The sequence below is a fragment of the Streptomyces sp. NPDC005863 genome (genome assembly GCF_042871345.1).
Classification (GTDB): Bacteria; Actinomycetota; Actinomycetes; order Streptomycetales; family Streptomycetaceae; genus Streptomyces.
In genome coordinates, this window is sequence record NZ_JBIAII010000001.1 from 426206 (window position 1) to 450735 (window position 24530).

The 24530-nt window shown below is 72.1% G+C and carries 21 protein-coding genes; 9 read left to right on the forward strand and 12 right to left on the reverse strand.

Annotated features, from left to right (window positions below; genetic code table 11):
* Positions 1 to 10: 10 nt before the first annotated feature.
* Positions 11 to 1342, reverse strand: a complete 1332-nt coding sequence (locus tag ACFYO9_RS01805) for an MFS transporter (protein ID WP_358779205.1) — start codon at positions 1340 to 1342, stop codon at positions 11 to 13.
* A gap of 100 nt (positions 1343 to 1442) precedes the next feature.
* On the opposite strand from ACFYO9_RS01805, the gene ACFYO9_RS01810 reads away from it, so the two are divergent.
* Together ACFYO9_RS01810 and ACFYO9_RS01815 are read left to right on the forward strand one after the other, a co-directional pair.
* The gene (locus ACFYO9_RS01810; protein ID WP_358779206.1) at positions 1443 to 2444 is read left to right on the forward strand and encodes a DUF5937 family protein; all 1002 of its coding nucleotides are present in this window, start codon (positions 1443 to 1445) and stop codon (positions 2442 to 2444) included.
* A gap of 63 nt (positions 2445 to 2507) precedes the next feature.
* The gene (locus ACFYO9_RS01815) at positions 2508 to 3524 is read left to right on the forward strand and encodes a glycoside hydrolase family 6 protein (RefSeq protein WP_358779207.1); all 1017 of its coding nucleotides are present in this window, start codon (positions 2508 to 2510) and stop codon (positions 3522 to 3524) included.
* A 24-nt stretch (positions 3525 to 3548) separates the two neighbouring features.
* On the opposite strand, the gene ACFYO9_RS01820 is transcribed toward ACFYO9_RS01815, so the two are convergent.
* The 7 genes from ACFYO9_RS01820 to ACFYO9_RS01850 all read right to left on the reverse strand — a co-directional run bounded on the left by ACFYO9_RS01820 (position 3549) and on the right by ACFYO9_RS01850 (position 11421).
* Positions 3549 to 5516 (reverse strand): kelch motif-containing protein, encoded by a 1968-nt coding sequence (locus ACFYO9_RS01820; RefSeq protein WP_355802712.1) that lies wholly within the window; start codon positions 5514 to 5516, stop codon positions 3549 to 3551.
* Between the two features lie 3 nt (positions 5517 to 5519).
* Positions 5520 to 7385: a cellulose synthase catalytic subunit gene (locus tag ACFYO9_RS01825; RefSeq protein WP_358779208.1), complete on the reverse strand. Its 1866-nt coding sequence runs from the start codon at positions 7383 to 7385 to the stop codon at positions 5520 to 5522.
* A gap of 1117 nt (positions 7386 to 8502) precedes the next feature.
* Positions 8503 to 9156, reverse strand: a complete 654-nt coding sequence (locus ACFYO9_RS01830) for a TetR/AcrR family transcriptional regulator (protein ID WP_359331978.1) — start codon at positions 9154 to 9156, stop codon at positions 8503 to 8505.
* A gap of 32 nt (positions 9157 to 9188) precedes the next feature.
* Positions 9189 to 9878 (reverse strand): DUF4166 domain-containing protein, encoded by a 690-nt coding sequence (locus tag ACFYO9_RS01835; RefSeq protein ID WP_358776808.1) that lies wholly within the window; start codon positions 9876 to 9878, stop codon positions 9189 to 9191.
* Positions 9875 to 10585 carry a hypothetical protein gene (locus ACFYO9_RS01840; protein ID WP_358776809.1) on the reverse strand — a complete coding sequence of 237 codons (711 nt, stop codon included), beginning with the start codon at positions 10583 to 10585 and terminating at the stop codon, positions 9875 to 9877. Before ACFYO9_RS01840 ends, ACFYO9_RS01835 begins: the two co-directional genes overlap by 4 nt.
* Before the next feature lie 195 nt (positions 10586 to 10780).
* Positions 10781 to 11074, reverse strand: coding sequence for an MTH1187 family thiamine-binding protein (locus ACFYO9_RS01845; protein WP_355802719.1), 294 nt, complete (start codon positions 11072 to 11074; stop codon positions 10781 to 10783).
* Positions 11071 to 11421, reverse strand: a complete 351-nt coding sequence (locus ACFYO9_RS01850) for a DUF3817 domain-containing protein (RefSeq protein ID WP_358711779.1) — start codon at positions 11419 to 11421, stop codon at positions 11071 to 11073. The genes ACFYO9_RS01845 and ACFYO9_RS01850 overlap by 4 nt, the downstream gene beginning before the upstream one ends.
* A 165-nt stretch (positions 11422 to 11586) precedes the next feature.
* Here ACFYO9_RS01850 and ACFYO9_RS01855 point away from each other — a divergent pair, with 165 nt between their 5' ends.
* The 4 genes from ACFYO9_RS01855 to ACFYO9_RS01870 all read left to right on the forward strand — a co-directional run bounded on the left by ACFYO9_RS01855 (position 11587) and on the right by ACFYO9_RS01870 (position 14274).
* Positions 11587 to 12225, forward strand: a complete 639-nt coding sequence (locus ACFYO9_RS01855; RefSeq protein ID WP_355802723.1) for an AIM24 family protein — start codon at positions 11587 to 11589, stop codon at positions 12223 to 12225.
* 1 nt (position 12226) lies between these two features.
* Complete coding sequence (locus ACFYO9_RS01860) at positions 12227 to 12877, forward strand: AIM24 family protein (protein WP_358776810.1); 651 nt, start codon at positions 12227 to 12229, stop codon at positions 12875 to 12877.
* The gene (locus tag ACFYO9_RS01865) at positions 12874 to 13680 is read left to right on the forward strand and encodes an AIM24 family protein (RefSeq protein WP_358776811.1); all 807 of its coding nucleotides are present in this window, start codon (positions 12874 to 12876) and stop codon (positions 13678 to 13680) included. Before ACFYO9_RS01860 ends, ACFYO9_RS01865 begins: the two co-directional genes overlap by 4 nt.
* 117 nt (positions 13681 to 13797) lie before the next feature.
* A complete protein-coding gene (locus tag ACFYO9_RS01870) occupies positions 13798 to 14274 on the forward strand; it encodes a MarR family transcriptional regulator (RefSeq protein ID WP_355802728.1) in 477 nt (158 codons plus the stop codon).
* Between the two features lie 31 nt (positions 14275 to 14305).
* On the opposite strand, the gene ACFYO9_RS01875 is transcribed toward ACFYO9_RS01870, so the two are convergent.
* Both ACFYO9_RS01875 and ACFYO9_RS01880 read right to left on the reverse strand, forming a co-directional pair.
* Complete coding sequence (locus ACFYO9_RS01875) at positions 14306 to 15793, reverse strand: HAMP domain-containing sensor histidine kinase (protein ID WP_358776812.1); 1488 nt, start codon at positions 15791 to 15793, stop codon at positions 14306 to 14308.
* Positions 15790 to 16509 carry a response regulator transcription factor gene (locus ACFYO9_RS01880; protein ID WP_358711773.1) on the reverse strand — a complete coding sequence of 240 codons (720 nt, stop codon included), beginning with the start codon at positions 16507 to 16509 and terminating at the stop codon, positions 15790 to 15792. The genes ACFYO9_RS01875 and ACFYO9_RS01880 overlap by 4 nt, the downstream gene beginning before the upstream one ends.
* 147 nt (positions 16510 to 16656) lie before the next feature.
* On the opposite strand from ACFYO9_RS01880, the gene ACFYO9_RS01885 reads away from it, so the two are divergent.
* Positions 16657 to 17367 carry a PepSY domain-containing protein gene (locus ACFYO9_RS01885; protein WP_358776813.1) on the forward strand — a complete coding sequence of 237 codons (711 nt, stop codon included), beginning with the start codon at positions 16657 to 16659 and terminating at the stop codon, positions 17365 to 17367.
* Between the two features lie 115 nt (positions 17368 to 17482).
* Here the strand turns inward: ACFYO9_RS01885 and meaB are convergent, their stop codons facing one another.
* Together meaB and ACFYO9_RS01895 are read right to left on the reverse strand one after the other, a co-directional pair.
* Positions 17483 to 18439 (reverse strand): methylmalonyl Co-A mutase-associated GTPase MeaB, encoded by a 957-nt coding sequence (gene meaB / locus ACFYO9_RS01890; protein WP_358776814.1) that lies wholly within the window; start codon positions 18437 to 18439, stop codon positions 17483 to 17485.
* Between the two features lie 49 nt (positions 18440 to 18488).
* A complete protein-coding gene (locus tag ACFYO9_RS01895) occupies positions 18489 to 19691 on the reverse strand; it encodes an acetyl-CoA C-acetyltransferase (RefSeq protein WP_355802738.1) in 1203 nt (400 codons plus the stop codon).
* 138 nt (positions 19692 to 19829) lie between these two features.
* On the opposite strand from ACFYO9_RS01895, the gene mce reads away from it, so the two are divergent.
* Positions 19830 to 20270: a methylmalonyl-CoA epimerase gene (mce, locus tag ACFYO9_RS01900; RefSeq protein WP_355802740.1), complete on the forward strand. Its 441-nt coding sequence runs from the start codon at positions 19830 to 19832 to the stop codon at positions 20268 to 20270.
* 239 nt (positions 20271 to 20509) lie between these two features.
* Positions 20510 to 24514 (forward strand): polarized growth protein Scy, encoded by a 4005-nt coding sequence (gene scy / locus ACFYO9_RS01905; RefSeq protein ID WP_355802742.1) that lies wholly within the window; start codon positions 20510 to 20512, stop codon positions 24512 to 24514.
* The last annotated feature ends 16 nt before the right edge of the window (positions 24515 to 24530 follow it).

The window sequence follows — 24530 nt, forward strand, 5'->3', positions numbered from 1 at the left end:
GCCATCGACCTTACCCGTCGGTCACATGGTGGTCAGCCCCGTCTCGCAATTCGGGCGTACGTTCCTCCGCACCCTCCGTCGTACGGCTTCGGGGCCGCTCCCCCGGGTCCCGTGTGCGCCGCACTTCCAGCGCCAGGAGGAGACAGCAGAGGGTGCCGACGACCCCGGCGCCCGCCACGACCGTGCTCACCGCGGTGAACTCGGCCGCCAGACCCGCGAGCGCCATGCCGACGCCCTGGATCGTCATGAGACCCGCCGTGTGCACCGTCATCGCGCGCCCGCGCAACTCCTCGGGCACGGCCTCGACGAACCACCGGTCCAGGCCGAGCGTGTACGCCGAACCGGCCCCGGCGAGCGCGAGCGCGGCCAGCGCGGGGACCACGCCGGGCGTGGCCGCGTACACGGTCAGCGGCACCAGCGTGAGCGAGGCGAACGGCAGGACGACGCGGGCGCGCGCCGCGGCGGACAGCACCGACCCGGCCCAGAGTTCACCGGCGACCGTGCCCACCGGCAGGGCGCACATGAGCAGTCCGACACCGCCGGCCCCGATGCCGATCTCGTCCGCGTACGGGGCGGCGAGCGCCTCCGGGGCGACCAGGAACAGCGGCGGCACCCAGAAGAGCAGCAGCAGGGCCCGCACCCGCCGGTCGCCGAGCACCTGCCGGGCGCCGCCCAGCGAGTACCGCATGAGCGCCCCGCCGCCCCGGGCGCGCGCCGGCCGCCGCCGCGTCCCGCACCGCAGCACCAGCGCCGAGAACAGGAACGTGCAGAGCGTGACGGCGAGGGCGCCCCGCGGGGACACCACGGTGAGGAGCACGCCGCCGAGGCCGAACCCGACCAGGACCGCGCTCTGCGAGACGATCCGCAGCAGGGAGCGCCCGAGCACGAACAGGTCGCCGTCGCCGAGGATGTCGGTGAGCGTCGCCATCCGGGTGCCGTTGAAGACGGGCGCGACGAGGGCGATGGCGCAGCGCAGCGCGAGCAGCGCGGCGACGGGGGTGGCGGGCAGCGCCATCAGGCCCGCGCATCCCGCGCACACCACGTCGCACAGGACGAGTACCCGCCGCGGCGGGTACCGGTCGGCGATCCCGGCAAGGAGCGTGCCGCCGACCAGGTACGGCAGCATGCCGAGGGCGAAGGTGAGCGCGCCGAGCAGCGGCGATCCGGTCAGTCCGTAGACGAGGACGGTGAGCGCGATCTCGCTGACGACGACGCCGAGCAGCGAGAACGCGTGCGCGACGAAGACGGCACGGAACTCGGTCACGGCGAGGACCCGGAGGTAGCCGGCGGACCGGGCCGTGGGTGCAGCCGTAGGTGTGGGCGGGGGCGGTTCAGGGGCCATGGCCGCAGCCTCACGCGGGGGCGCGCGCTGCCCTAGAGTTTCGGCCCGGGGCGAATCTTCGGCGCGGGGGGACGTGTCGTACGTCCGGGGAGGGATTCGCGTGCCGTTTCATCTGCACTTCGGTCAGGACGACCTGCTGCGCTGCCGGTTCGCGGTGTCGCCGCTGTGGGAGACCCAGGAGGCCGTCCGTACCCTCAAGCGCCCCGAGCGCCACGCCTACCACCCGCAGTGGCTGCGCGAGATCCGCGCGGCGAGCCGGGAGATCGACCTGAGCGCGCTGTGGCTCCTGATGCCCCGGCGCGGGCACGCCCCGGACTTCCTCGGGCCGCCCCCGATCGGTCCCGCCGCCCGCTTCGACGAGGAGATCGCGGGCGTCCGCGCGACCGACCCCGCGGCGGCGGAGGAGGACATGGCACGGGCGCTCGCCTGCACCCCGGGCGCCGCCGCGTCGCCGAAGGGCCGGGCGCTCCTGGCCGATCCGGCGGGCGCCGTGCGGGAGCTCGCGGACGTCATGGAGACCGCCTGGCACACGCTGGTCGAGCCGGTCTGGCCGAGGCTGCGCGCCCTCCTGGAGGCCGACGTCGCCCACCACTCGCGGCGGCTCGCGGAGGTCGGCCTCGGCGGGCTGCTCCCGGAGCTGGACCGGCGCCTGTCGTGGGACGCCGGCACGCTCACCGTGGAGTGGCGCGGCGAGCACGTGCGGGATCTGTCGGGGCAGGGTCTCGTGCTGATCCCGAGCGTCTTCTCCTGGCCGGACGTGGTGAGCGGCTTCGATCCGCCCTGGCAGCCGACGGTGGCGTATCCGGTGCGCGGCATCGCGGGGCTGTGGGCCGAGCCGGCGAGCCGTACGCCCGCCTCGCTCGTCCGGCTTCTCGGCCGGGGCCGGGCTGCGGTCCTCACCGCGCTCGCCACCCCGGACACCACGTCGGGCCTGGCGCAGCGGCTCGGGCTCGCGCCGTCGTCGGTGTCGGCGCACCTGGCGGCGCTGCGGGACGCCGGGCTCCTGGTGTCGCGCCGGTACGGGCACCGGGTGATCTACACGTGCACGCCGCTCGGCACCGCGCTCAGCGCCGGGGGCGGTGTGGCACAAGAGCTTGAATAGTCCTTTATGTAACGATTGCGGGGCTGACTGACCGTCACCGTCACCACCGCCCAAGGGGGCTGGATGCACCGGCTGCTCCGCACACTCACCTCACTCGCGGCCCTCACCGCCCTCGGCCTCACGGCGGGCTGCTCGTCGGACTCCGGTACGGAGAGGACGGCGGCCGGGCGCGGCCCCGCCTCCGCCTCCGCCGCGGCGCCCGGCACCTTCTGGGTCGACCCCGACAGCGCCGCCGCCCGCCAGGTCGAGCAGTGGGAACGGCAAGGCCGCACCAAGGACGCCGCGGTGCTCCGGCGCATCTCCGAGCAGCCGCTGGCCGTGTGGCCGGCCGGCGACGATCCGACGCCCGACATCAAGGAGGCGACCCAGGGCGCGGCGAAGGACGGCCGCACCGCGGTGCTCGTCGCGTACAACATCCCGCACCGGGACTGCGGGCAGCACTCCGCGGGCGGCGCCGGCAGCTCCGAGCAGTACCGGGACTGGCTGAACACCTTCGCCGACGCGATCGGCGACGCCCCCGCGCTCGTCGTCCTGGAGCCCGACGCGATCCCGCACATCGCCGACGGCTGCACCCCGGCCGCGTACCACGACGAGCGCTACCAGCTGCTCTCCGAGGCGATCCAGCGGCTCAAGCGGCAGTCGGGCGTGAAGGTCTACCTCGACGCGGGCAACCCCGGCTGGATCAACGACGCGCACAAGCTCACCGAGCCGCTGCGCCGGGCGGGCGTCGCGCAGGCCGACGGCTTCTCGCTGAACGTCTCCAACTTCCAGAGCGACGAGACGGTCAAGAGTTACGGCCGTACGCTCTCGGCCACCGTCGACGGCAAGCACTTCGTCATGGACACCAGCCGCAACGGCCGCGGCCCCCTGGTCGGCGACCGGCAGGACGCCTGGTGCAACCCGCCGGGCCGCGGCCTCGGCACCCCGCCGACCGACCGCACCGGCGAGCCGCTGCTCGACGCCGTCCTGTGGATCAAGCGTCCCGGGGACTCGGACGGGCCGTGCCGGGGCGGCCCGGCGGCCGGGCAGTGGTGGCCCGACTACGCGCTCGGCCTGGCCCGCAACGCGAAGCGGGCCTGAGGCCGGGCGCCGGGGCGTGCCGGGTCAGCCCTTGGGGCCGACGTGGATCCACTTCGCCTCGGACGACGTGCCGTCGGTGTCCGTCACGAAGAGCATGTACCAGCCGGGCGGCACCAGCGCCGCGTCGCCGCGCGGCACGTCCACCGTCACCGCGCCCCGCCCCTTGTGGACCTCAAGGGCGATCGAACGCTGCTCGACGTCGGTGGTGTGGGTCACCGCGCTCGGCCGCATCAGGCGGGCCGAGGCGATCTTCTCGGGGTGGTCGGTGCGGAACGTGGCGCGGCCGTCCGGCGCCAGCTGCTCCGGGCCCGCGCCGAGCACCGGCCGGGTCGCGCCGCCCTTGTGCAGCGAGGGCGGCGTGAAGATCTCCATGCGCTGCTCGAAGTGGCCGAGCTTGGTGTTCTGCTCGTTGTCGTAGAGCGGGTCGGAGCCGAACGTGGCGACCCGGCCGTCGGGCAGCAGCAGCGCCTCGGAGTGGTAGTTGCGGCCCACCTTGGGCGCGGCGGCCTCCTGGAAGGTGTTGGTCCTGGGGTCGTAGAACTGCGCCTTGAGGATGTTGCTGGCGCTGCGGCCCCGGTAGTCGCCCGAGCCGTTGGACGTGAAGACCGAGTCGTCCGGCATCAGGACGCTGTTCAAGTACCGGGTGCCCTGCGGGAGTTCGGGTCCCGTCTTGAAGGACGGGTTCTCCTCCTTGAGGTCGATCACGGCCGTGCGGCGCGTCGCCTTGTCCGACTCGCCCACGCCACCGCCGCCCATGATCATCACCTTCTGGTCCTGCGCGGGCGGCAGCAGCACGGACGCCGACGTCTCGGTCTGGTCCATGTCCTCCAGGCCCGGCACCTTCTGGAAGGTGTTGGTGTCCAGGTCCCACAGGCCCGGCTCGCGGCCCTTGTCGGCCGGCCCGTAGCCCGCGTTCGACGCCGGGTAGAAGAGCTTGCCGCCCTTGGTGAGGAAGAGCGCCGGGTACGTCGGGAAGTACCGCTTGGGGCCGTCCGTCCACTTCTTGGTCTTCGGGTCGTAGATCTCGTTGTCGCCCGGGTCGATCACGCCCACGTCGTCGAGGCCGGAGACCGCGAGCACCTTGCCGTCCTTGAGACCGACCAGGGTCGGGTACCAGCGGGCCTTCTTCATCGGGTCGACGGGGAGATACCGCTCGGCCTTCGGGTCGAACTCGTACGCCGCCTTGATCCCCTGGAAGTCCTGCTTCTCCATGTCGATCTTCTCGGCGATGCCGTAGGTGTTGTCCGCCTCGTCGCCGGTCAGCCCCTCGATCTCGTACTGCGCCGACTTCTCGGTGACCGACTGCTCGCCCGCCTCGACCGCCTCCACGAAGACGCGCGTCTCGCTCGCCTTGATCTTGGTCTTCCAGGGCTGCATCACCCCGGACTTGGAGTACGTGATCTCGAAGTCCCGCTTGGCCTTGGGGACCTTGACGTCGAACTTGCTGACGTACTCGATCCCGGACGGCGAGCGGAACCTGGTGCCCTTCTTCAGGACCACCGGCTTGTCGGGGTTCTCGTTCTTCACCCGCATGCCGCCGCCGGCCCGGTCCACCTCGCCGTCGAGCAGTTCGTATCGCGCGGTGCCGCCCGCCACCAGCATCCGCCCGTCGGGGAGTTGGGCGTGCCCGGAGCAGAAGAAGTCCTCCGGCGTCGGGATCTTCTTGAAGGTGTCGTTCTTCGGGTCCCACAGGACCGTGTCGAACGACCCGGCGTCGAACTTCTTCTGCTCGTTCCCGGAACCGGCGACGATCAGCACCTTGCCGGTGTGCAGCAGCGCGGCGTGGATGGCGTTGGTACGGAACTCCCTGGGGATGTCGACCTGCTTCCAGGAGCCGTACCGCGCCTTGTAGCCGGGCCGGGAGATCTTGTAGTCGTAGTACTGCTCCTCGGCGAAGGAGAGCGCGGCGGGCGCGTTCAGTCCCACGAGCAGAGCGCCCGCGCCGACTCCGAACAGTGTCTTCCTGGTCCGCTTCGAGGGGCGGTAGGCCATGGCTCAGTTCCCTCCTGTCGTCGTGCCGGTGGCGAACGCGGGCTCCGGCTCGCCCTCCACTTCCTCGCCGAGCGGGGCCGTCCGCGGCGTCCGCTCCCGCTGCTCCCGCTGCTCCCGCCGCTCCAACCGGGCCGCCCTGCGCTCCTTGGCGAGGCCGAACGCCCAGATCGAGACCGGTGCGAGCGAGATGACCATCGCGAGGACCGCCCAGGTGCGCATCGCCGCGTGGGTGTGGCCGAGCACGAAGGAGGCGACCAGCGAACCGGCGAGCAGCACCGCCCAGAAGAGGTGGATGCGGAAGGTCATCAGGCGGTCCGGACTCGCGTCGCCGCCCTTGGGGGTCACCACGAAACGGCTGGGGCGGCGGACGAGGGCCGCGCCGAGCGACTTGGCGTAGATGGGCGCGGAGAGCGCCGACATCGCCATGCCGGCGAGGCCGCCGGAGCCCTCGGGCTCGTGCGGGGAGACGTTGTGCCGGCGGTTCCAGAGGTAGAGGCCGATCTGGAGGGCGGCGGCGTCGCTGTAGAGCATCAGCCAGACGGACGCGGCGACCTGGGTGCCGCTGGCCCCGAACCACAGGAACAGCACACAACTGAGGATGCCGAGCAGCCAGTTGACGGCCGTCATGGGGTAGTACACGAGCATCAGCGAGTACGAGAAGAGCCGTCCCGGCGGCATCGTGAACGGTGCCTTCCAGTACTGCTTGAACAGCGTCTCGTAGGTGCCGCGCGACCAGCGCATCTGCTGGGTGAAGAAGTCCGTCCAGGAGGCCGGGCCCTCGCCGACGGCCAGCACGTCCGGCGTGTAGACCGAGCGCCAGTGCCGCCGGGTGGCGGGGTTGCGGTGGCGGTGCAGCTCGAAGCCGGTCGCCATGTCCTCGGTGATCGAGTCGTGCAGGCCGCCGACCTGGGTCAGCGCGCTGATCCGGACGACGTTGTTCGTGCCCACGAACATGGGGGCGCGGTAGCGGTTGCCGGCGCGCTGGATCAGCGCGTGGAAGAGGAACTGCTGGGACTCGGCGGCCTTGGTGACCGGCGTCGTGTAGTTGCCGTAGACCTGCGGTCCGACGACGAACGCGACGTCCGGGTCGCGGAAGTAACCCATCATCCGCTCCAGGAAGTTGGGGAGCGGGACGTGGTCGGTGTCGACGGAGGCGAAGAAGTCGTACTCGCGGTGGTAGAGCGCCAGCCAGGCGTTGTAGTTGCCGTGCTTGGTGCGGGCCTTGTGCGGGCCCTTCTTGCGGTTCCACTCCTCGATCCCGAAGCGCGTGAAGTGCTTCACGCCGAGCTCTTCGCACAGGGCCTTGGCCTCGGGGGTGTTCCCCTCGTCCAGGAGCCAGACGTCCAGCGGGCCGGGGTGATGGACGCGGACGGCGCCCTCCAGGGTGGCCCGGACCATCGAGAGGGGCTCCTTGCCGGGCACGTACGTGGTGAGGAAGGCGACGCGGGTGCCGGGCTCGGGGAAGACGGGGATCGGGTCCCTCGCGACCATCGTGGCGTGGGCGATGGAGACGACGTTCACGAGCATGAAGAGCTCGATCAGTCCGATCGCCACGAGCATCGTGACGTCCAGGCCTATCAGCCAGCGGTCGGCGCCTTCGCGTTCGGTCCAGTGGGTGGGCCAGACGAGGTACACGAGCAGGAGACCGGTGAGCACCGGGGCCAGGCTCATCAGGAGGACGGCGCGTATTCGGTGGGGCTCGCCGGCGAGCAGGGACCGGTACTGGACCCGATAGCTCCGGGCCCCCCGCTTCCCCTCACCGGCGCCTGCGTCCGCGTCCGCGCCTGTTACGTCCTCGCCGTCCGGCTCAGTGAGCGGGCCGGCGAGCGTGCTGTGGGTCTCGTAGTCGTAGCCCTCCGGCTGCCGCACAGCGCCCTCCAGGTTCTGGTGATCGAACGAGCCGATACCCACACAAAAGTGGACTTTCACCGGCGTGTCGAACGGAGTTCGCCCGTGCGAGGGGTTTTACGGTGGGGGGTTTTGGTGGGGTTGCGGGGGGTTGGGGGGTGTGGGTCTGGGCCATCGCTTCGTCTGAGGTGGGGCGGCGGGGCGCGTGTGGGGGCGCGCGTCTGCGCCATCGCTTCGTCTGAGGCGGGGCGGCGGGGCGCGTGTGGGGGCGCGCGTCTGCGCCATCGCTTCGTCTGAGGCGGGGCGGCGGGGCGCGTGTGGGGGCGCGCGTCTGCGCCTGCTGTCCGGTTCTTGGGTGCGGGGCCGCGGGGGTATGTGCGTACTCGCCATCCACTGTTCGCCACGCCTCGTGAACGGCGGGGCTATTGCGTGCTCGGTGCTCCGTGCGCACATACCCCCACGTCCCCTTCCGTCTCGTACGCGGCTGCGGCCCGGCGGGGCGACGGCCTCGCTTTTCGGGCGTACTCACCCTGCGGGCGCGGCCATCCCCACCCCGACCGAACGCCACGCGACAAAGCCACGCACGCCGACAGCACGACACACGACAAGCCCCCCTCCTACCGCTGCCCCACGCGGCAAGACAACCCCCACCCACACCGACAGCCGCCACACGCGGCAAGGCAAACCCCCACCCACGCCAACGGCCGCCGCACACCGCACACCGCACACCGCACACCGCAGGACAAACGCCCACCCCACCCCCACCGCTGCCACACGCCGCAAAGCAAAGCAGCACCCACACCGACGGCCGCCAAACACCGCAGGCCCCCCGCCGCCCACCCCACGCCGAGCACCCACCCGCCCGGCCGCCGCCCACGCCCCACGGCGAGCACCCACCCGCCCGGCCGCCGCCCACGCCCCACGGCGAGCACCCACCCGCCCGCCCCTACTCCCGCCCCGCGTCGCGGGGCAAACGGGTGAGTGGGTGGGATACATCCGCCGCGGAGCGGCGGGACTGTTTGCACCCGCAGGGGAAGGCAGGGGGGAGCCCCCACCCGCCCCCCCCAGCCGCGAAGCGGCAAGACGGCGCCCAAGTCAGGGGGTACCCGTACGCGCCGGCCCACCCCGGGGAAACCGTTCAGGCGCGCGTACGACGCAACCGGTGGCGAACCGCCCGCTGGGCCAGCGGCCCCAGGTCCTCGACCGCCGTCACGAGGACCGACAGCTGCTCCAAGGAGTCCAGCGCCCGCCCCGTACCCTCCGGGTCGACCCCCTCGTACAGCTCCATGCCCACGAAGGACGCGCCCACCGCTCGCGCGAGCCCCACGGGGTCGACGAACTCGGCGAGCGGCGACGTGGACAGGACCCGGGTCAGGACCTTCTCGATCTCCTCGATCCAGAGCGCGAGCCCCGCCGCCGTCGCCGCCGCGAGCCGCGGTTGCGTCTGCGCGCCGGCGAGCAGCTGGCCGAGCACGGCCACGTGCCCCGCCGCACGTTCCGCCTCGTGCATCTCCCGCCCGAAGGCGAGGAGTTCGGAGAGGGAGCCGATCTCCGCGAGGCGCTCCCGGTACAGGGAGACCCGCTGCTCGGTGCCGTGGCGGCACGCCGCCGCCAGCAGGTCGTCGACGGAGCCGAAGTGGTAGAAGACCAGCGCCTGGTTGACCCCGGCGGCCGCCGCGATGTTGCGGGCCGACGCCTTGGCGATGCCCTGCTCCGTGAGCGTCCGCAACGCGCCGTCCAGGAGCTTGGCGCGCGTCTCCGCGCTCTTGGCCGGGTCCTTGGCCGCGCCCACGCCCGCCCTCTTGGCCGGGTCCTTCGCCGCGCTCACGCCCGCGCCTCCTCGCGCACCGGCCGCAGCCCGGGCCGCACCCCGCACGCCCGGACGTCGCCGTACGTCGCCGTGAAGGAGCCCTCGTACCCGAAGAGCGGCCCGAAGCGGCGGTTCACGACGCGGACCCGGATGCGGAAGCGGCCCGTCGCGTCGTCGTAGGACTCCCGCACCTCCGCGTCGGCGCCGATCACCTCGGGGACCCGGCAGTCCACCGGGCCCTCCCGGAACCGGTGCTCCCCGGAGCGGATCAGGAGCGACCCGTCGGGCTGCGCGCGGAAGTGCAGGTCGCTGGCGAGGTGCTGATGCGTGCCGAGGTAGTCGAGCACGCGGTCGCCCCGGGGGCCGAGGACCATCTGGGCGTCGAAGCGGCGGGGGCCGCCGGGCAGGTCGAAGGTGCGCACGAAGGTCACCGTCTCACGCCCGTAGGTGTCGGTGTACGGCACGTTCTCGATCACGAAGGGAACGTTCCTGCCCTCGCGCGGCACGAAGATGTTGCGGGTGCCGCCGAGCGCGAGGAAGGGCCGCACGAAGGGCCCGCCGTGCCAGATGCGGTCCATCACGCCCCGGCCCGTGCACGCCTCGCCGCTCGCGAGGCCCACGGAGAAGCGGCGCCGGAGCTGCGGGTGCAGCCGTTCGAAGTCGGCGCCCATCGCGGTACGGAAGATCGATGCGTGCCGCGTCATGAGCGCCGCTCCTCGGCCGGGGCGAGGGTGGCGAGAAGGCGCGGCACACGCGCGCGTGCCGGTGCGGTGCGCAGACAGCGGCGGGCCGCCGGGGTCGTGGGCAGTGGCGGCAGGAACAGCATCAGGGCCGCGGTGGCGAGGGCCGTCATCGGGGCGAGGAGCACCGCGGCCACGACGCACAGGACGCGGGCGGCGGTCTCGGCGACCGCGTGCCACAGGGCCCGTTCGGGCGTGATGCCCCGCTCCAGCCAGAGCCGCAGACGGTCGAAGGACCAGGCGGTGGCCCAGCCCATCAGGGGGCGGAAGAACGCGCGGTCGGCGATCTTCCCGAGCCGGCCCCAGCGGGGGCGGTAGTCGTAGCCGGTGAGGAAGCGGACGCCGGTGCCGTCCTCGGTCGGTACGTAGCGCCAGTAGCCGCTGCCCTCTTCGAGGAGGGAGAGGGGGTGCGGGGAGGAGAAGCGCAGGGCTGAGGTCAGGGTGCCGTCCGCGCGGCGCCGCTCGCCCGCCGAGACCCCGGTGCCGGCGATCGTCAGGAACGGCAGCACGCGCGTGGCGTACCGGAAGTGCTGCGGCTGCCCCTCCTCGCGCGGGAGGTAGTCGATCTCGGTGAACCGCAGGTCCCAGCGTTGGTGCCGGTCGGGCTCCTGGGTGCGTTCCCAGAGCGCGTCGAGATCGGCGCGTATCCGCGTCTCGATGTACAGACCCACAACAAACCCCCACGTCAGCGCGTTTTGAGCGACTGCTCAACATACTGCTGAACATGAAGGTACAGCTGTTTGAGCAGTCGCTCAAGGTGGGGGGTGTCGGCGGGCATGCAAAAGCCCCCGCCCTGTGGTGGGCGGGGGCTCTTCGGGTGCAGGGACTCTTCGAGTACGGGGGCTCTTCGAGTACGGGGGGCGCGGTTACGCGGAGAGGTGGCGCTCCACCGTCTCCACCTTGGAGGTGAGACCGTCCGTCACCCCGGGGCGGATGTCCGCCTTCATGACGACGGAGACGCGCGGCGCCCGCGCCTCGACCACGGCGACGGCGCGCTTGACGACGTCCATCACCTCGTCCCACTCGCCCTCGACGGAGGTGAACATGGCGTCGGTCCGGTGCGGAAGGCCCGACTCGCGGACGACCCGGACCGCGTCGGCGACGTACTCGCCGACGTCCTCGCCGACCCCCAGCGGGGTCACGGAGAAGGCGACGATCATGCGTTCACCACGCCTTCCTTGCGGGCGCGCGACGCGATGACCGCGGCCTCCGCCTCACGCTTCAGCTTGCGCTCGGCCATGAACCCGCCGCCGGGGATGATCGAGAACGCGAAGTAGAGGACGCCCGTCTTCGCGTCCCACTTCGTACGGTTCCAGGCGTCGAGCCAGAAGATCACGTACAGGATGAAGAGCACGCCGTGGATCGGACCGAGCACCGGCGCCGCGTTGAAGCCCTCGGCGACCGTGTACTTGATGATCGTGCAGACCAGCAGCACGATCCAGGAGATGCCCTCGGGCACGGAGACCAGGCGGAGGCGGCGGAGGGCGGAGGCGGTCTTGATGTCCACGGGTCACCTTCGGTGGGTGGGGCGGCGGGAGGGGTGCGGGGCTCGGCGGCCGATCTTGTGAACGGACGCACAAGCGACCCCCATTGTGACATCGGGGTCTTCTCCGGGTTCTCTCAGGGCTCTTCACCCTGTTCTGGGTGGGTACGCGGCGGCTACCGTCGTTTCGTGGCTACTTTTCGGCTCCAAGGGAGCAGAGTGCTCGCGGTCGACATGACCGGCGACGCCGTGAAGGCGAAGAACGGCTCGATGGTCGCGTACGACGGCCAGATGGCCTTCAAGAAGATGACCGGCGGCGGCGAGGGGATCCGCGGCATGGTGACCCGTCGCGTCACCGGTGAGCAGATGACGGTGATGGAGGTGAAGGGGCACGGCACCTGCTGGTTCGCCGACCGCGCCACCGAGATCAATCTGGTGCGCCTCCAGGGCGAGAAGCTGCACGTCGAGGCGAGCAACCTGCTGTGCACCGACGCCGGGCTGCGCACCGGCACCACCTTCACCGGCCTGCGCGGCGCGACCCAGGGGAACGGACTGTTCACCACGACCGTCGAGGGCACCGGCCAGGCCGCGCTCGTCTCCGACGGGCCCGCGGTGGTGCTCCGCGTCTCCCGCGAGTATCCGCTGACGGTCGACCCGGGGGCGTACATCGCACACCAGGGCGACGTCCACCAGAGCTTCCAGTCCGGTGTCACCTTCCGCACCTTCCTGGGCGAAGGCGGCGGCGAGGCCTTCCAGATCCGCTTCGAGGGCGACGGCCTGGTGTACGTGCAGCCCAGTGAGCGCACGACGATCGCGGGAGACGTCTGAGATGCCGTTTCGAGAGATCAACTCGAAGATGGTCGAGGCCACCGTGGAGCCGGGCGCCAAGATCTTCAGCCAGCGCGGCGCCATGCTCGCCTACAAGGGGGACGTCTCCTTCACCCCGAACATCCAGGGCGGCCAGGGCGGGATCGCCTCGATGATCGGCCGCCGGGTCGCCGGCGAGGCCACCCCCTTGATGACCGTCGACGGCAGTGGCACGGTCCTCTTCGGGCACGGCGGCCACCACATCCAGCTGATCACCCTCTCCGGAGACACGCTCTATGTGGAGGCGGACCGCCTGCTCGCCTTCGACGGCACCCTCCAGCAGGGCACGATGTTCCTGGGCTCCCAGGGCGGCGTGATGGGCATGGTGCGCGGCCAGGTCAGCGGCCAGGGCCTGTTCACCACGACCCTGAAGGGCCACGGCGCGGTCGCCGTGATGGCGCACGGCGGCGTGATCGAGGTGCCGATCACCCCGCAGCGCCCCGTGCACGTGGACCCGCAGGCGTATGTGGCGCACCACGGCGACGTGCGCAACAAGCTCTCCACGGCGCTCGGCTGGCGCGACATGGTGGGCCGCGGCTCCGGCGAGGCCTTCCAGCTGGAGCTCTCGGGCAGCGGCGCGGTGTACGTCCAGGCCTCGAAGGAGAAGCTGTGAACCCCAACGTCTCGACCCCCGCGGGCGCGCCCGCCGTCTTCGACCCCCGGACGCTGCCGAGCGACGACAACGTCAATCCGTACACCTTCTGCGTGGAGCTCAAGGGGAGCCAGTGGTTCCTGCAGAAGGGAAAGATGATCGCCTACTACGGGCGGATCGACTTCAACGGCATCGGGCACGGCCGCCTGGACCGTCTCGTCCGCTCAAGTTTTCATTCGCCGCTGCACGCAAGCGACTGGGTGGTGGCGGACGGCCAGGGCAGGATGCTCCTCGCCGACCGGGCCTTCGACGTGAATTCGTATGACTTGGACGAGGGCAACCTGACCATTCGCTCGGGCAACCTCCTCGCTTTTCAGCCAACTCTCGCGTTGAAGCAGTCGATCGTTCCGGGCTTTCTGACCCTCATCGGGACGGGCACCTTCGTCGCCGCGTCGAACGGCCCGGTGGTCTTCATGGAACCCCCCGTCCGCGTCGATCCACAGGCCCTCGTGGGCTGGGCCGACTGCCCCTCCCCCTGCCACCACTACGACCACGGATACCTCACGGGCGTGATCGGAGGCGTGCGCGCGCTGACCGGCATCGGCGGCTCGTCGGGCGAGGAGCACCAGTTCGAGTTCGTGGGCGCCGGCACGGTGCTGCTCCAGTCGTCCGAGGCCCTGATGCCCGAACGGGCAGCGGGAGAGGTGCCGGACCAGGCGGGCGTACCCGGCGGACAGGGCAGTCCGGGGCAACCGGGTCAGCAGCCGGGGGTACCGCGCCTTCCCGGACAACTGGGGGACCTCCAGCGTCGCTTCGGGCTGTGAGCGGTAGTCTGCGGAGTGTGACGGCGAACGCCTGTACCCCTCCGTGAGGCGGGGATGCGAGGCGTGTCACATCCCACCATTCGTTCACCTTTCAACTTCTTAGGTAGAATCGATTCCATGGAGACCGAGACGGCCCCGCAGTGGCTGACCGACGAGGAACAGTGCGCCTGGCGCACCCACGTGGAGGTCAACCGGATGCTGACGTATCAGCTCGAAAAGGACCTTCAGCCGTTCAACCTGACCATGAACGACTACGACATTCTCGTGTATCTCTCCGAATCGGACGAGCTGCGGATGCGTATGAGCGATCTCGCCGCCGCCACCCTGCAGTCCAAGAGCCGGCTGTCCCACCAGATCACCCGCATGGAGAACGCGGGCCTGGTGCGCCGTGAGAACTGCGAGTCCGACCGACGGGGCCTCTACACCGTCCTCACCGACGAGGGCATGGCGACCATGCAGAAGGTGGCCCCGCACCACGTCGCCTCCGTGCGGCGGCACTTCGTCGACCTCATCACCCCCGAGGCCCTCGACGACCTGCGCAAGGCCCTGACCCCGATCGCGGAACACCTGCGCTCCCAGCGCGGCAAGCCCTGACCCGTCCCGCGGGCACCGGCCGCGACGTCCCTCAATCCGCCGACGACTGAGGGCTGGGCAGCCGGAGTTCGAAGAGCGCACCACCGGACGGCGCCGTACGCACCACCAGGGTGCCGCCGTGCCGCACCGCGACGTCCCGCGCGATGGCGAGGCCGAGACCGGCCCCGCCCTCGTCGCGGGTCCGCGCGTCGTCGAGCCGTACGAACCGTTCGAAGATCCGCTCCCGTTCGTCCGCCGGCACACCGCTGCCGTCGTCGGCCACTTCGAGGACGGCCCAGGCGCCGTCGTTCCGGGTGGTGACCGTGACGCGGGAGCGGGCGTGCCGCTGGGCGTTGTTCACGAGGTTGCCGAGCACCCGCGCCAACTGGGCGCGCGAGCCCGCGACTTCGCAGCTCGTCAGGTCCGCCTGCACCTCGACGCGGTCCCGGGTGCGCTGCGAGAGCTCCTCCCGTACGAAGGCCGCCAGGTCGACCCGGGCGCCGCCCGGCTTCTCCCCGGCGTCGAGGCGGGCCAGCAGGAGCAGATCGGCGGCGAGCTCCTGGAGCCGTACGGTGTCCTCGACCGCGCCGTCGACGTCCAGCAACTCCGGGTGCGCGGCGCCCACTTCGAGCTGGGTGCGGAGCGAGGCGATGGGGCTGCGCAGTTCGTGCGAGGCGTCCGCGACGAACCGGCGCTGGCGCTCGACGGAGGTCTGCAGCGCGGCGAGCGTCTCGTTCGTGGTGCGGGCGAGGCCGGCGATCTCGTCGTGCGTGTCCGGCTCGGGCACCCGGCGCGCCAGGTCCTCCGACGCGGTGATCGCGGCCATCTCCTCGGTGATCGCGGCCACCGGGCGCAGGGCGCGCCGCGTCACCAGCCAGGTGACGCCCGCGACGACCGCGAGGAGCAGCGGGAAGCCGATCAGCATGGACGTCAGGGCCGTGGAGACCGCGCTCTGCCGGCTGGAGAGCGAGCCGCCCGCGTAAACGGTGAGGTCGCCCCGGGCCTCGGTGCTCACCTCGACGGCGGCGAACCGGAAGTCGGCGCTCTCGCCGTCGACGGTGGCGGTGCCGTCGGTGTACGTGGTCTCGTCGTCGACCTCACCGAGCTCGTCGCCGCTGTCCCCGGGCTCGTCGTCGCCGCTCTCCCCCGCCTCGTCCTTCTCGTCCGCTCCCCCGGAGGCCGGCGCGGACGGGCGGGTGGGCGGGGCGGGGACGGGCTTGACCGCGTCGACGCCGGTCCCGCTGATCTTCTGCAGGTCGTCGCTGGCCGCCACCAACCTGCCCTTGTCGTCGACGACTTGGACGGGTGAGTCCTCGTCGTCCGGCAGGTCGAGATCGTCGTACGGCCGGCCCGCGACGAGCTGGGAGGCGACCTTGCGCGCGGCGGAGTCGGCGCGGGATCCTGCCTGGTCGGTGAGGTTGGCCCGCAGCGAGAGCAGCACGGCGGCGCCCGCGGCGACCAGGGCGAGGGCGACGACCAGGCTCGCGCCGAGCGTGGCCCTGGCGCGGACCGATCCGAAGAGTTTCCCCGGCTTCCTCATCGCGGGGCCTCCAGGCGGTAACCGGCGCCGCGCACTGTCTTGATGAGGGCCGCGCCGAGCTTGCGCCGCAGCGTGCTCACGTACACCTCGACGATGTTGGGGTCGCCCTCGTACGCGAAGTCCCAGACGTGGTCCAGGATGTCGCCCTTGGAGACGACCTCGCCGGAGCGCAGGACCAGCTGCTCCAGGACCGCGAACTCCTTGGCGGTGAGGGTGACTTCGTCCTCGCCGCGAAAGACCCGGCGCGCGGCCGTGTCGACCTTGAGGTCGCCGAGGGTGTGGACCGGGGACGGGCCCGCGGAGCCGCGGCGGCGCAACAGCGCCTTCACGCGGGCGACGAGGACGACGTACGAGAACGGCTTGGTGAGGTAGTCGTCGGCGCCCGTGTCGAGCCCCTCCGCCTCGTCGTACTCGCCGTCCTTGGCGGTGAGCATCAGGATCGGCACGTCGTGGCCCGCGGCGCGCAGCGTGGAGCAGACGCGGTAGCCGTTCATGCCGGGGAGCATGATGTCGAGGATGACGAGGTCGTACGTGTCCTCGCTGGCGCGGTGCAGTCCGTCGACGCCGTCGTGGACGACGTCGACGGCGTAGCCCTCGGCGGTCAGGCCCTTGGCCAAGGACAGCGCGAGGCGCTTTTCGTCTTCCACGATCAAGATTCGATAGGTGTGGCGCGTGGCGCCTCCGGCAGGGCGGTGGTGGGAGACGGGTGGGCGCATGCGTTCAGGGTGGCAGAGCGAAGCTGAAGAGGTCTTCAGGCGGCTTCAGCGTGCGTTCAGGGTCGCTCCGCCAGATTGGTCCGTGTCGAAAGCGAACGGCGATCCCCGGGCCGCCGCCGCACCGCCCACCTCTCTGGAGGAACCCTCATGAAGCGCAACATCGTGATCGCCACCGTCGCCGCCGCGGCCCTGATCGGAGGCGGCACCGCGACCGCCTTCGCGGTCGGCGGTGACGACGACGGCGCTGCCAAGAATTCCAGCGTCCAGCTGAAGGACCACGACCGCCACGACGACGGCAAGGACGGCGACGGCCGGGACGACGACGGCAAGAACGACGACCGCGACGACGCCGCGGAGAACTCCGCCGAGGCGAAGGCCGCGAAGGTGACCGCCCCGGACGCCATCGAGGCCGCCCTCGCCCACACCAAGGGCACGGCCGTCTCCGCCGAACTCGACGACGAGGACGGCGGCCTGGTCTGGGACGTCGACGTCCTGAACGGCAAGACCTGGCACAGCGTCGAGGTCGACCCGGGCACGGGCAAGGTCCTCGGCTCCTGGGTCGACAAGGACGACGACGGTGACGACGCCGCCGACACCGCCCGGGTCGCCGCCGCCCTCAAGGGCGCCTCCACCAGCGCCGCCGACGCCGCCCGCGCCGCCGCGGACAAGGGCACCGTGACCTCCGTGGACCTGGACGACGACGGCAAGGCGGGCGCCTGGGACGTCGAGACGACCGGTCCCAAGGGCGCCGAGTCCGACTGGCACGTCGGCCTGACCGACGGCAAGGTCAGCGCGGACCACTCGGACGCCCGGGACGACGACCACGGCGACCACGACGACGACGGCTCGGACGACTGACCGACACCGCATCGACCGGTTCACGGGCGCCCCACGCCCGTCGACCACATCCGCCACAGGGGCGGCGCCACCGGCGCCGCCCCTGGCCCCTGTCCGGGGCCCGGGGCCCGGGGCCTCAGCTCTCCGTGAGCCCCTCGACCAGTTCGTCCGCGGCCGTGTACGGGTCGAGCTCCCCCGCCACGATCCGCTCCGCGAGCGCGGAGAGGCGCAGGTCGCCGTGGAGCGAGCCGATCCGCTCGCGCAGGGCCGTGACGGCGATCGTCTCGACCTCGCGGGAGGCGCGGGCGACCCGGCGCTCGCCGAGGACCCCCCGCTCCTCCATCCACGCCCGGTGCTTCTCCAGCGCCTCGACGACCTCGTCGATGCCCTCGCCTCGCGCCGCGACCGTCTTGACGATGGGCGGCCGCCAGTCGCCGGGGCCGCGGGACTCGCCGAGGCCCAGCATGTGGTTCAGCTCGCGGGCGGTCGCGTCGGCGCCGTCCCGGTCCGCCTTGTTGACGACGTACACGTCGCCGATCTCCAGGATTCCGGCCTTCGCCGCCTGGATGCCGTCGCCCATGCCGGGGGCGAGCAGGACGACCGAGGTGTCGGCCTGCGAGGCGATCTCCACCTCGGACTGCCCGACGCCGACGGTCTCCACGAGGATCACGTCGCACCCCGCGGCGTCCAGGACGCGGATGGCCTGCGGGGCGGCCCACGCGAGCCCGCCGAGGTGGCCGCGGGTCGCCATGGAGCGGATGTAGACGCCGGGGTCGGACGCGTGGTCCGACATCCGCACCCGGTCGCCGAGGAGCGCGCCCCCGGAGAACGGGGACGACGGGTCGACGGCGAGCACACCGACCCGCTTGCCGGTCCTGCGGTAGGCGCTCACGAGCGCCGACGTCGATGTCGACTTGCCGACACCGGGCGAGCCGGTGAGCCCGACGACGTACGCGTTGCCGGCGAGCGGCGCCAGCGCCGCCATCACTTCCCGCAGCTGCGGCGACGCCCCCTCGACCAGTGAGATCAGCCGGGCCACGGCCCGCGGCCTGCCCTTGCGGGCCTGCGCCACCAGGGAGGGGACGTCCTGCATCACAGCTCCGTTCGCTACGTACGACTCACTGCGGCGGCCGAGCGAAGGCCTAGGCCTTGGCCACCTTGACGATCAGGGCGTCGCCCTGGCCACCGCCACCGCACAGCGCGGCCGCGCCCACTCCGCCGCCCCGCCGCCGCAGTTCCAGGGCGAGGTGCAGCACGAGGCGGGCGCCGGACATCCCGATCGGGTGACCCAGGGCAATGGCGCCGCCGTTGACGTTCACCCTTTCCGAGGACACCCCGAGGTCCTTCATTGACTGCACGGCGACGGCCGCGAAGGCTTCGTTGATCTCGATCAGATCGAGGTCCGAGACCGACAGGCCCTCCTTCTTCAGGGCATGCTGGATCGCGTTCGAGGGCTGCGACTGGAGCGAGCTGTCCGGCCCGGCCACGTTGCCGTGCGCGCCGATCTCCGCGATCCAGGCGAGGCCCAGCTCCTCGGCCTTGGCCTTGGACATGACGACGACCGCGGCGGCGCCGTCGGAGATCTGCGAGGCCGTGCCCGCGGTGATCGTGCCCTCCTTGCCGAAGGCCGGGCGCAGCTTGCCGAGCGACTCGACCGTGGTCTCCGGGCGGATGCCCTCGTCCTGCGAGAAGAGGACCGGGTCGCCCTTGCGCTGCGGGATCTCGACCGGGGTGATCTCGGCCTCGAACAGGCCGTTCTTGCGGGCGGCGGCGGCACGCTGGTGGGAGAGCGCGCCCACCTCGTCCTGCTCGGGGCGGCGGATGCCGAGCCGGGTGTTGTGCTTCTCCGTGGACTCGCCCATGGCGATGCCGTCGAAGGAGTCGGTCAGGCCGTCGTGCGCCATCGAGTCGATCATCTCGATCGCGCCGTACTTGTGGCCCTCGCGGGACTTCGGGAGCAGGTGCGGGGCGTTGGTCATCGACTCCTGACCGCCGGCCACCACGACGTCGAACTCGCCGGCGCGGATCAGCTGGTCGGCGAGGGCGATGGAGTCGAGGCCCGAGAGACACACCTTGTTGATGGTGAGCGCGGGAACGTTCATGGGGATGCCCGCCTTGACGGCGGCCTGGCGCGCCGGGATCTGCCCTGCCCCGGCGGTGAGCACTTGGCCCATGATCACGTACTGGACCTGGTCGCCTCCGATGCCCGCGCGGTCCAGCGCGGCCTTGATCGCGAAGCCCCCCAGGTCCGCACCCGAGAAGGACTTCAGCGAGCCGAGGAGGCGGCCCATGGGCGTGCGAGCGCCCGAGACGATCACTGAGGTGGTGCCGGTCGTTCCTGCCATGTGCGACGACCCCTTGGGAGGAGAGGAGTTAACGAGGGTTTATCTGAATGTACTGAGCAGTACCCCCGCCGTCACCGTGCGGCAGGTGTGATCGCGCGCACGTTGCGTAATCACCGCATGAAGCGCTGCACTTGAACCATGCTGACGCGAATCGATCACATCGGGATCGCCTGTTTCGACCTCGACAAGACCGTCGAGTTCTACCGCGCGACGTACGGATTCGAGGTGTCCCACACCGAGGTCAACGAGGAGCAGGGCGTGCGCGAGGCCATGCTCAAGATCAACGAAACCGACGACGGAGGCGCCTCCTACCTGCAGCTCCTCGAACCGACCCGCGACGACTCCGCGGTGGGCAAGTGGCTGGCCAAGAACGGCGAGGGCGTCCACCACATCGCCTTCGGCACCGCCGACGTGGACGGCGACGCCGCGGCCGTCAAGGACAAGGGCGTACGCGTGCTCTACGAAGAGCCCCGGATCGGCTCCATGGGCTCGCGCATCACCTTCCTGCACCCGAAGGACTGCCACGGAGTCCTCACCGAACTTGTCACTTCGGCACCTTCCGAGGCCCTGGAGCACTGACCTCCGTATATCTGGGCCGGTAGGGTGAGGGGCGGCCGTCCGAAGTTTTGGGCGGCCACATGCCGGGGTCCGGGTTTCGGGGGACGAGCGTCGGGGCAGCAGCCCATGCTCCACTGTTGATCTGACACCATTCCCCCGGGGGCCTCGTCCGGCGGATGGACGGGGCTCGTTGGAGAGACGTGCGACCAGGGTTGGGGTATCCCCTGCTCGACGAGCTTGGGGAAGGATGGGACCGCGCAGTGCGGGGCTACGAACGCCAAGAGAACTCGCGGGCTGAGACCGACAGTCTGTCCCGGTTCGAGGCCGAGATGGACCGGCTGAAGACCGAGCGGGAGAAGGCCGTCCAGCACGCCGAGGACCTCGGCTACCAGGTCGAGGTGTTGCGCGCCAAGCTGCACGAGGCGCGCCGCAACCTCGCGTCCCGCCCTGCCTACGACAGCGCGGACATCGGGTATCAGGCCGAGCAGATGCTCCGCAATGCCCAGATCCAGGCCGACCAGCTGCGCACCGACGCCGAGCGCGAGCTGCGCGACGCCCGTGCCCAGACCCAGCGCATCCTCCAGGAGCATGCCGAACAGCAGGCCCGCCTGCAGTCCGAGCTGCACGCCGAGGCCGTCTCCCGCCGCCAGCAGCTCGACCAGGAGCTGGCCGAGCGCCGCCAGACCGTCGAGTCGCACGTCAACGAGAACGTGGCGTGGGCCGAGCAGCTGCGGGCCCGTACCGAACAGCAGGCCCGCCGCCTCCTCGACGAGTCGCGCGCCGAGGCCGACCAGGCACTCTCCGCCGCCCGCGCCGAGGCCGCCCGGATCGCCGAGGAGGCGCGCCGCCGGCTGGCCGGTGACGCCGAGGCCGCCCGCGCCGAGGCGGAGGCGATCCTGCGCCGCGCCCGCACCGACGCCGAGCGCCTCCTGAACGCCGCGTCCACGCAGGCCCAGGAGGCCACCGACCACGCCGAGCAGCTGCGCTCCACCACGGCGACCGAGTCCGAGCAGGCGCGCCGGCAGGCCGCCGAGGCGAGCCGGGCCGCCGAGCAGCGGATGGCCGAGGCCGAGACGGCGCTGCGCGCGGCGCGCGCCGAGGCGGAGAAGGTGCTCGCCGAGGCCAAGGAGACCGCCTCCAAGCAGCTCTCGGCCGCCGAGGGCGCCAACGAACAGCGCACCCGCACCGCCAAGGAGCAGGTCGCCCGGCTGGTCGGCGAGGCCACCAAGGAGGCCGAGTCCACCAGGGCCGAGGCCGAGCAACTGGTCGCCGACGCCCGCGCGGAGGCCGAGAAGCTGATCGCGGACGCCGCCGAGAAGGCGCGCACGATCACCGCCGAGGAGACCGCGGGCCAGCTCGCGAAGGCCGCGCGGACCGCCGAGGAGGTCCTCGACAAGGCCTCCAAGAACGCCAAGGAGACCACGAAGGCCGCCACCGAGGAGGCCGAGCGGATCCGCTCCGAGGCGGAGACCGAGGCCGACCGGCTGCGCGCCGAGGCGCACGACATCGCCGAGGAGCTCAAGGGCGCGGCGAAGGACGACACCAAGGAGTACCGCGCCAAGACCGTCGAGCTGCAGGAGGAGGCGCGCCGGCTGCGCGGCGAGGCCGAGCAGCTGCGCGCCGACGCGGTCGCCGAGGGCGAGCGCATCCGCGGCGAGGCGCGGCGCGAGGCGGTCAAGGAGATCGAGGAGGCGGCCAAGTCCGCCGAGGAGCTGCTCGCCAAGGCGAAGGCCGACGCCGAGGAGCTGCGCACCGCCGCGACCACCGAGAGCGAGCGGGTCCGCGCGGAGGCCGTCGAGCGCGCCACGACCCTGCGCACGCAGGCAGAGGAGACCCTGGAGCGCACCCGCGCGGAGGCCGATCGCCACCGCGAGGAGGCCGCCGAGCAGGCCGAGGCGACGAAGTCCGAGGCCGAGGAGGCCGCGCGGGCGCTGCGCGAGGAGACCGAGCGGGCCATAGCGGCACGACAGGCGGAGGCCGCCGAGGAGCTGACGCGGCTGCACACGGAGGCCGAGGAGCGTCTTTCCGCCGCCGAGCAGGCGCTGACCGACGCCCGCGCGGAGGCCGAGCGGATCCGCGGTCAGGCCACCGAGGAGACCGACCGGCTGCGTGCGGAGTCCGCCGAGCGGATCCGCACGCTGCAGGCGCAGGCCGAGACCGAGGCGGAGCGGCTGCGCACCGAGGCCGCCGCCGACGCCTCGCAGGCCCGCGCGGAGGGCGAGAACATCGCCGTACGGCTGCGTTCGGAGGCAGCCGCCGAGGCCGAGCGGCTCAAGACCGAGGCGCAGGAGTCCGCCGACCGGGTCCGCGCGGAGGCCGCTGGCGCCGCCGAGCGGGTCGCCGCGGAGGCCGCCGAGGCGCTGGCCGCGGCCCAGGAGGAGGCGGCCCGGCGCCGCCGCGAGGCCGAGGAGACGCTGGGCTCCGCGCGCGCGGAGGCCGACCAGGAGCGCGAGCGCGCCCGCGAGCAGAGCGAGGAGCTCCTCGCCTCCGCACGCAAGCGCGTCGAGGAGGCGCAGGCCGAGGCGGTCCGCCTCGTCGAGGAAGCCGACCGCCGCGCCACCGAGATGGTCTCGGCCGCCGAGCAGACCGCCCAGTCCGTACGGGACTCCGTGGCCGGGCTGCACGAGGCGGCGCAGGAAGAAGTCGCGGGGCTGCGTTCGGCCGCCGAGCACGCCGCGGAGCGCACCCGGACGGAGGCGCAGGAGGAGGCCGACCGCGTCCGCGCCGACGCCTACGCCGAGCGGGAGCGCGCCACCGAGGACGCGGGCCGCGTCCGGCGCGAGGCCGCGGAGGCGTCCGAGGCGGCGAAGTCCCTGGCCGAGCGGACGGTTTCGGAGGCCATGGCGGAGGCCGAGCGGATGCGCTCGGACGCCTCGGACCACGCCCAGCGGGTGCGTACGGAGGCGTCCGACACCATCGCGCAGGCCGAGCAGGACGCGTCCCGTACGCGCGCCGACGCCCGGGAGGACGCCAACCGCATCCGCGGCGACGCCGCGACCCAGGCCGACCAGCTGATCGGCGAGGCCCGCAGCGAGGCCGAGAAGCTGCAGAACGACACGATCGCGGAGGCCGAGCGCGTCCGCACGGAGGCCGCCGAGCAGGCCGAGCGGCTGCGCGCGGAGTCGACGGCACAGGCCGAGCGGCTGCGTGCCGAGTCGACCGCCGAGGCCGAGCGGCTCACGGCGGAGACCGTCACCGAGGCCGAGCGGGTGCGCGCGGAGTCGGTGGCGAAGGCCGAGCGGCTCATCGCGGACGCCTCCGGCGACGCGGAGCGGCTGCGCGCCGAGGCCGCCGAGACGGTCAACTCCGCGCAGCAGCACGCCGAGCGGATCCGCAGCGACTCCGAGCGGCTCAAGGCGGACGCGGCGCGCGAGGCCGAGCGGCTCACGTCCGAGGCGCGCGACGAGGCGGAGCGGACCCTCGACGAGGCCCGCCAGGCCGCCAACAAGCGCCGTCAGGAAGCCGCCGAGCAGGTCGACACGCTCATCACGGAGGCCGCGTCGGAGGCCGACAAGCTGACCTCCGACGCGCAGGAGAAGGCCCTCAAGGCGACCACGGAAGCCGAGGCGCAGGCCGACACGATGGTCGGCGCGGCCCGCAAGGAGGCCGAGCGGCTCGTCGCCGAGGCGACGGTCGAGGGCAACTCCCTGGTGGAGAAGGCCCGTACGGACGCCGACGAGCTGCTGATCGGCGCCCGCAGGGACGCCACCGCCATAAGGGAGCGCTCGGAGGAGCAGCGCGACCGCCTCACCGCCGAGATCGAGGAGCTGCACGAGCGCGCCCGCCGCGAGTCCGCCGAGACGATGAAGACCGCGGGCGAGCGCTGCGACGCGCTGGTCAAGGCCGCGGAGGAGCAGCTCGCCGAGGCGCAGGCGAAGGCCAAGGAGCTGCTGTCGGACGCCACTTCCGAGGCGAGCAAGGTGCGGATCTCCGCGGTGAAGAAGGCCGAGGGCCTGCTGAAGGAGGCCGAGGCGAAGAAGGCCGCGCTGGTGGGCGAGGCCGAGCGGATCCGGGCCGACGCCGAGGAGGAGGCGACGCGTACGGTCGAGGAGGGCAAGCGCGAGCTGGAGGTCCTGGTCCGCCGTCGGGAGGACATCAATGCGGAGATCTCCCGTGTCCAGGACGTCCTTGAGGCGTTGGAGTCCTTCGAGGCCCCGTCAGGCGGTGCGAAGCCGGGGGCCGGTGGCGGCTCCGGAGCGGGCGGCGTCAAGGCCGGGGCCGCGGCGGGGTCGACACGATCGGGTGGCAAGCAGTCGGAGGGCTAGCCAAAGAGCATCTGCC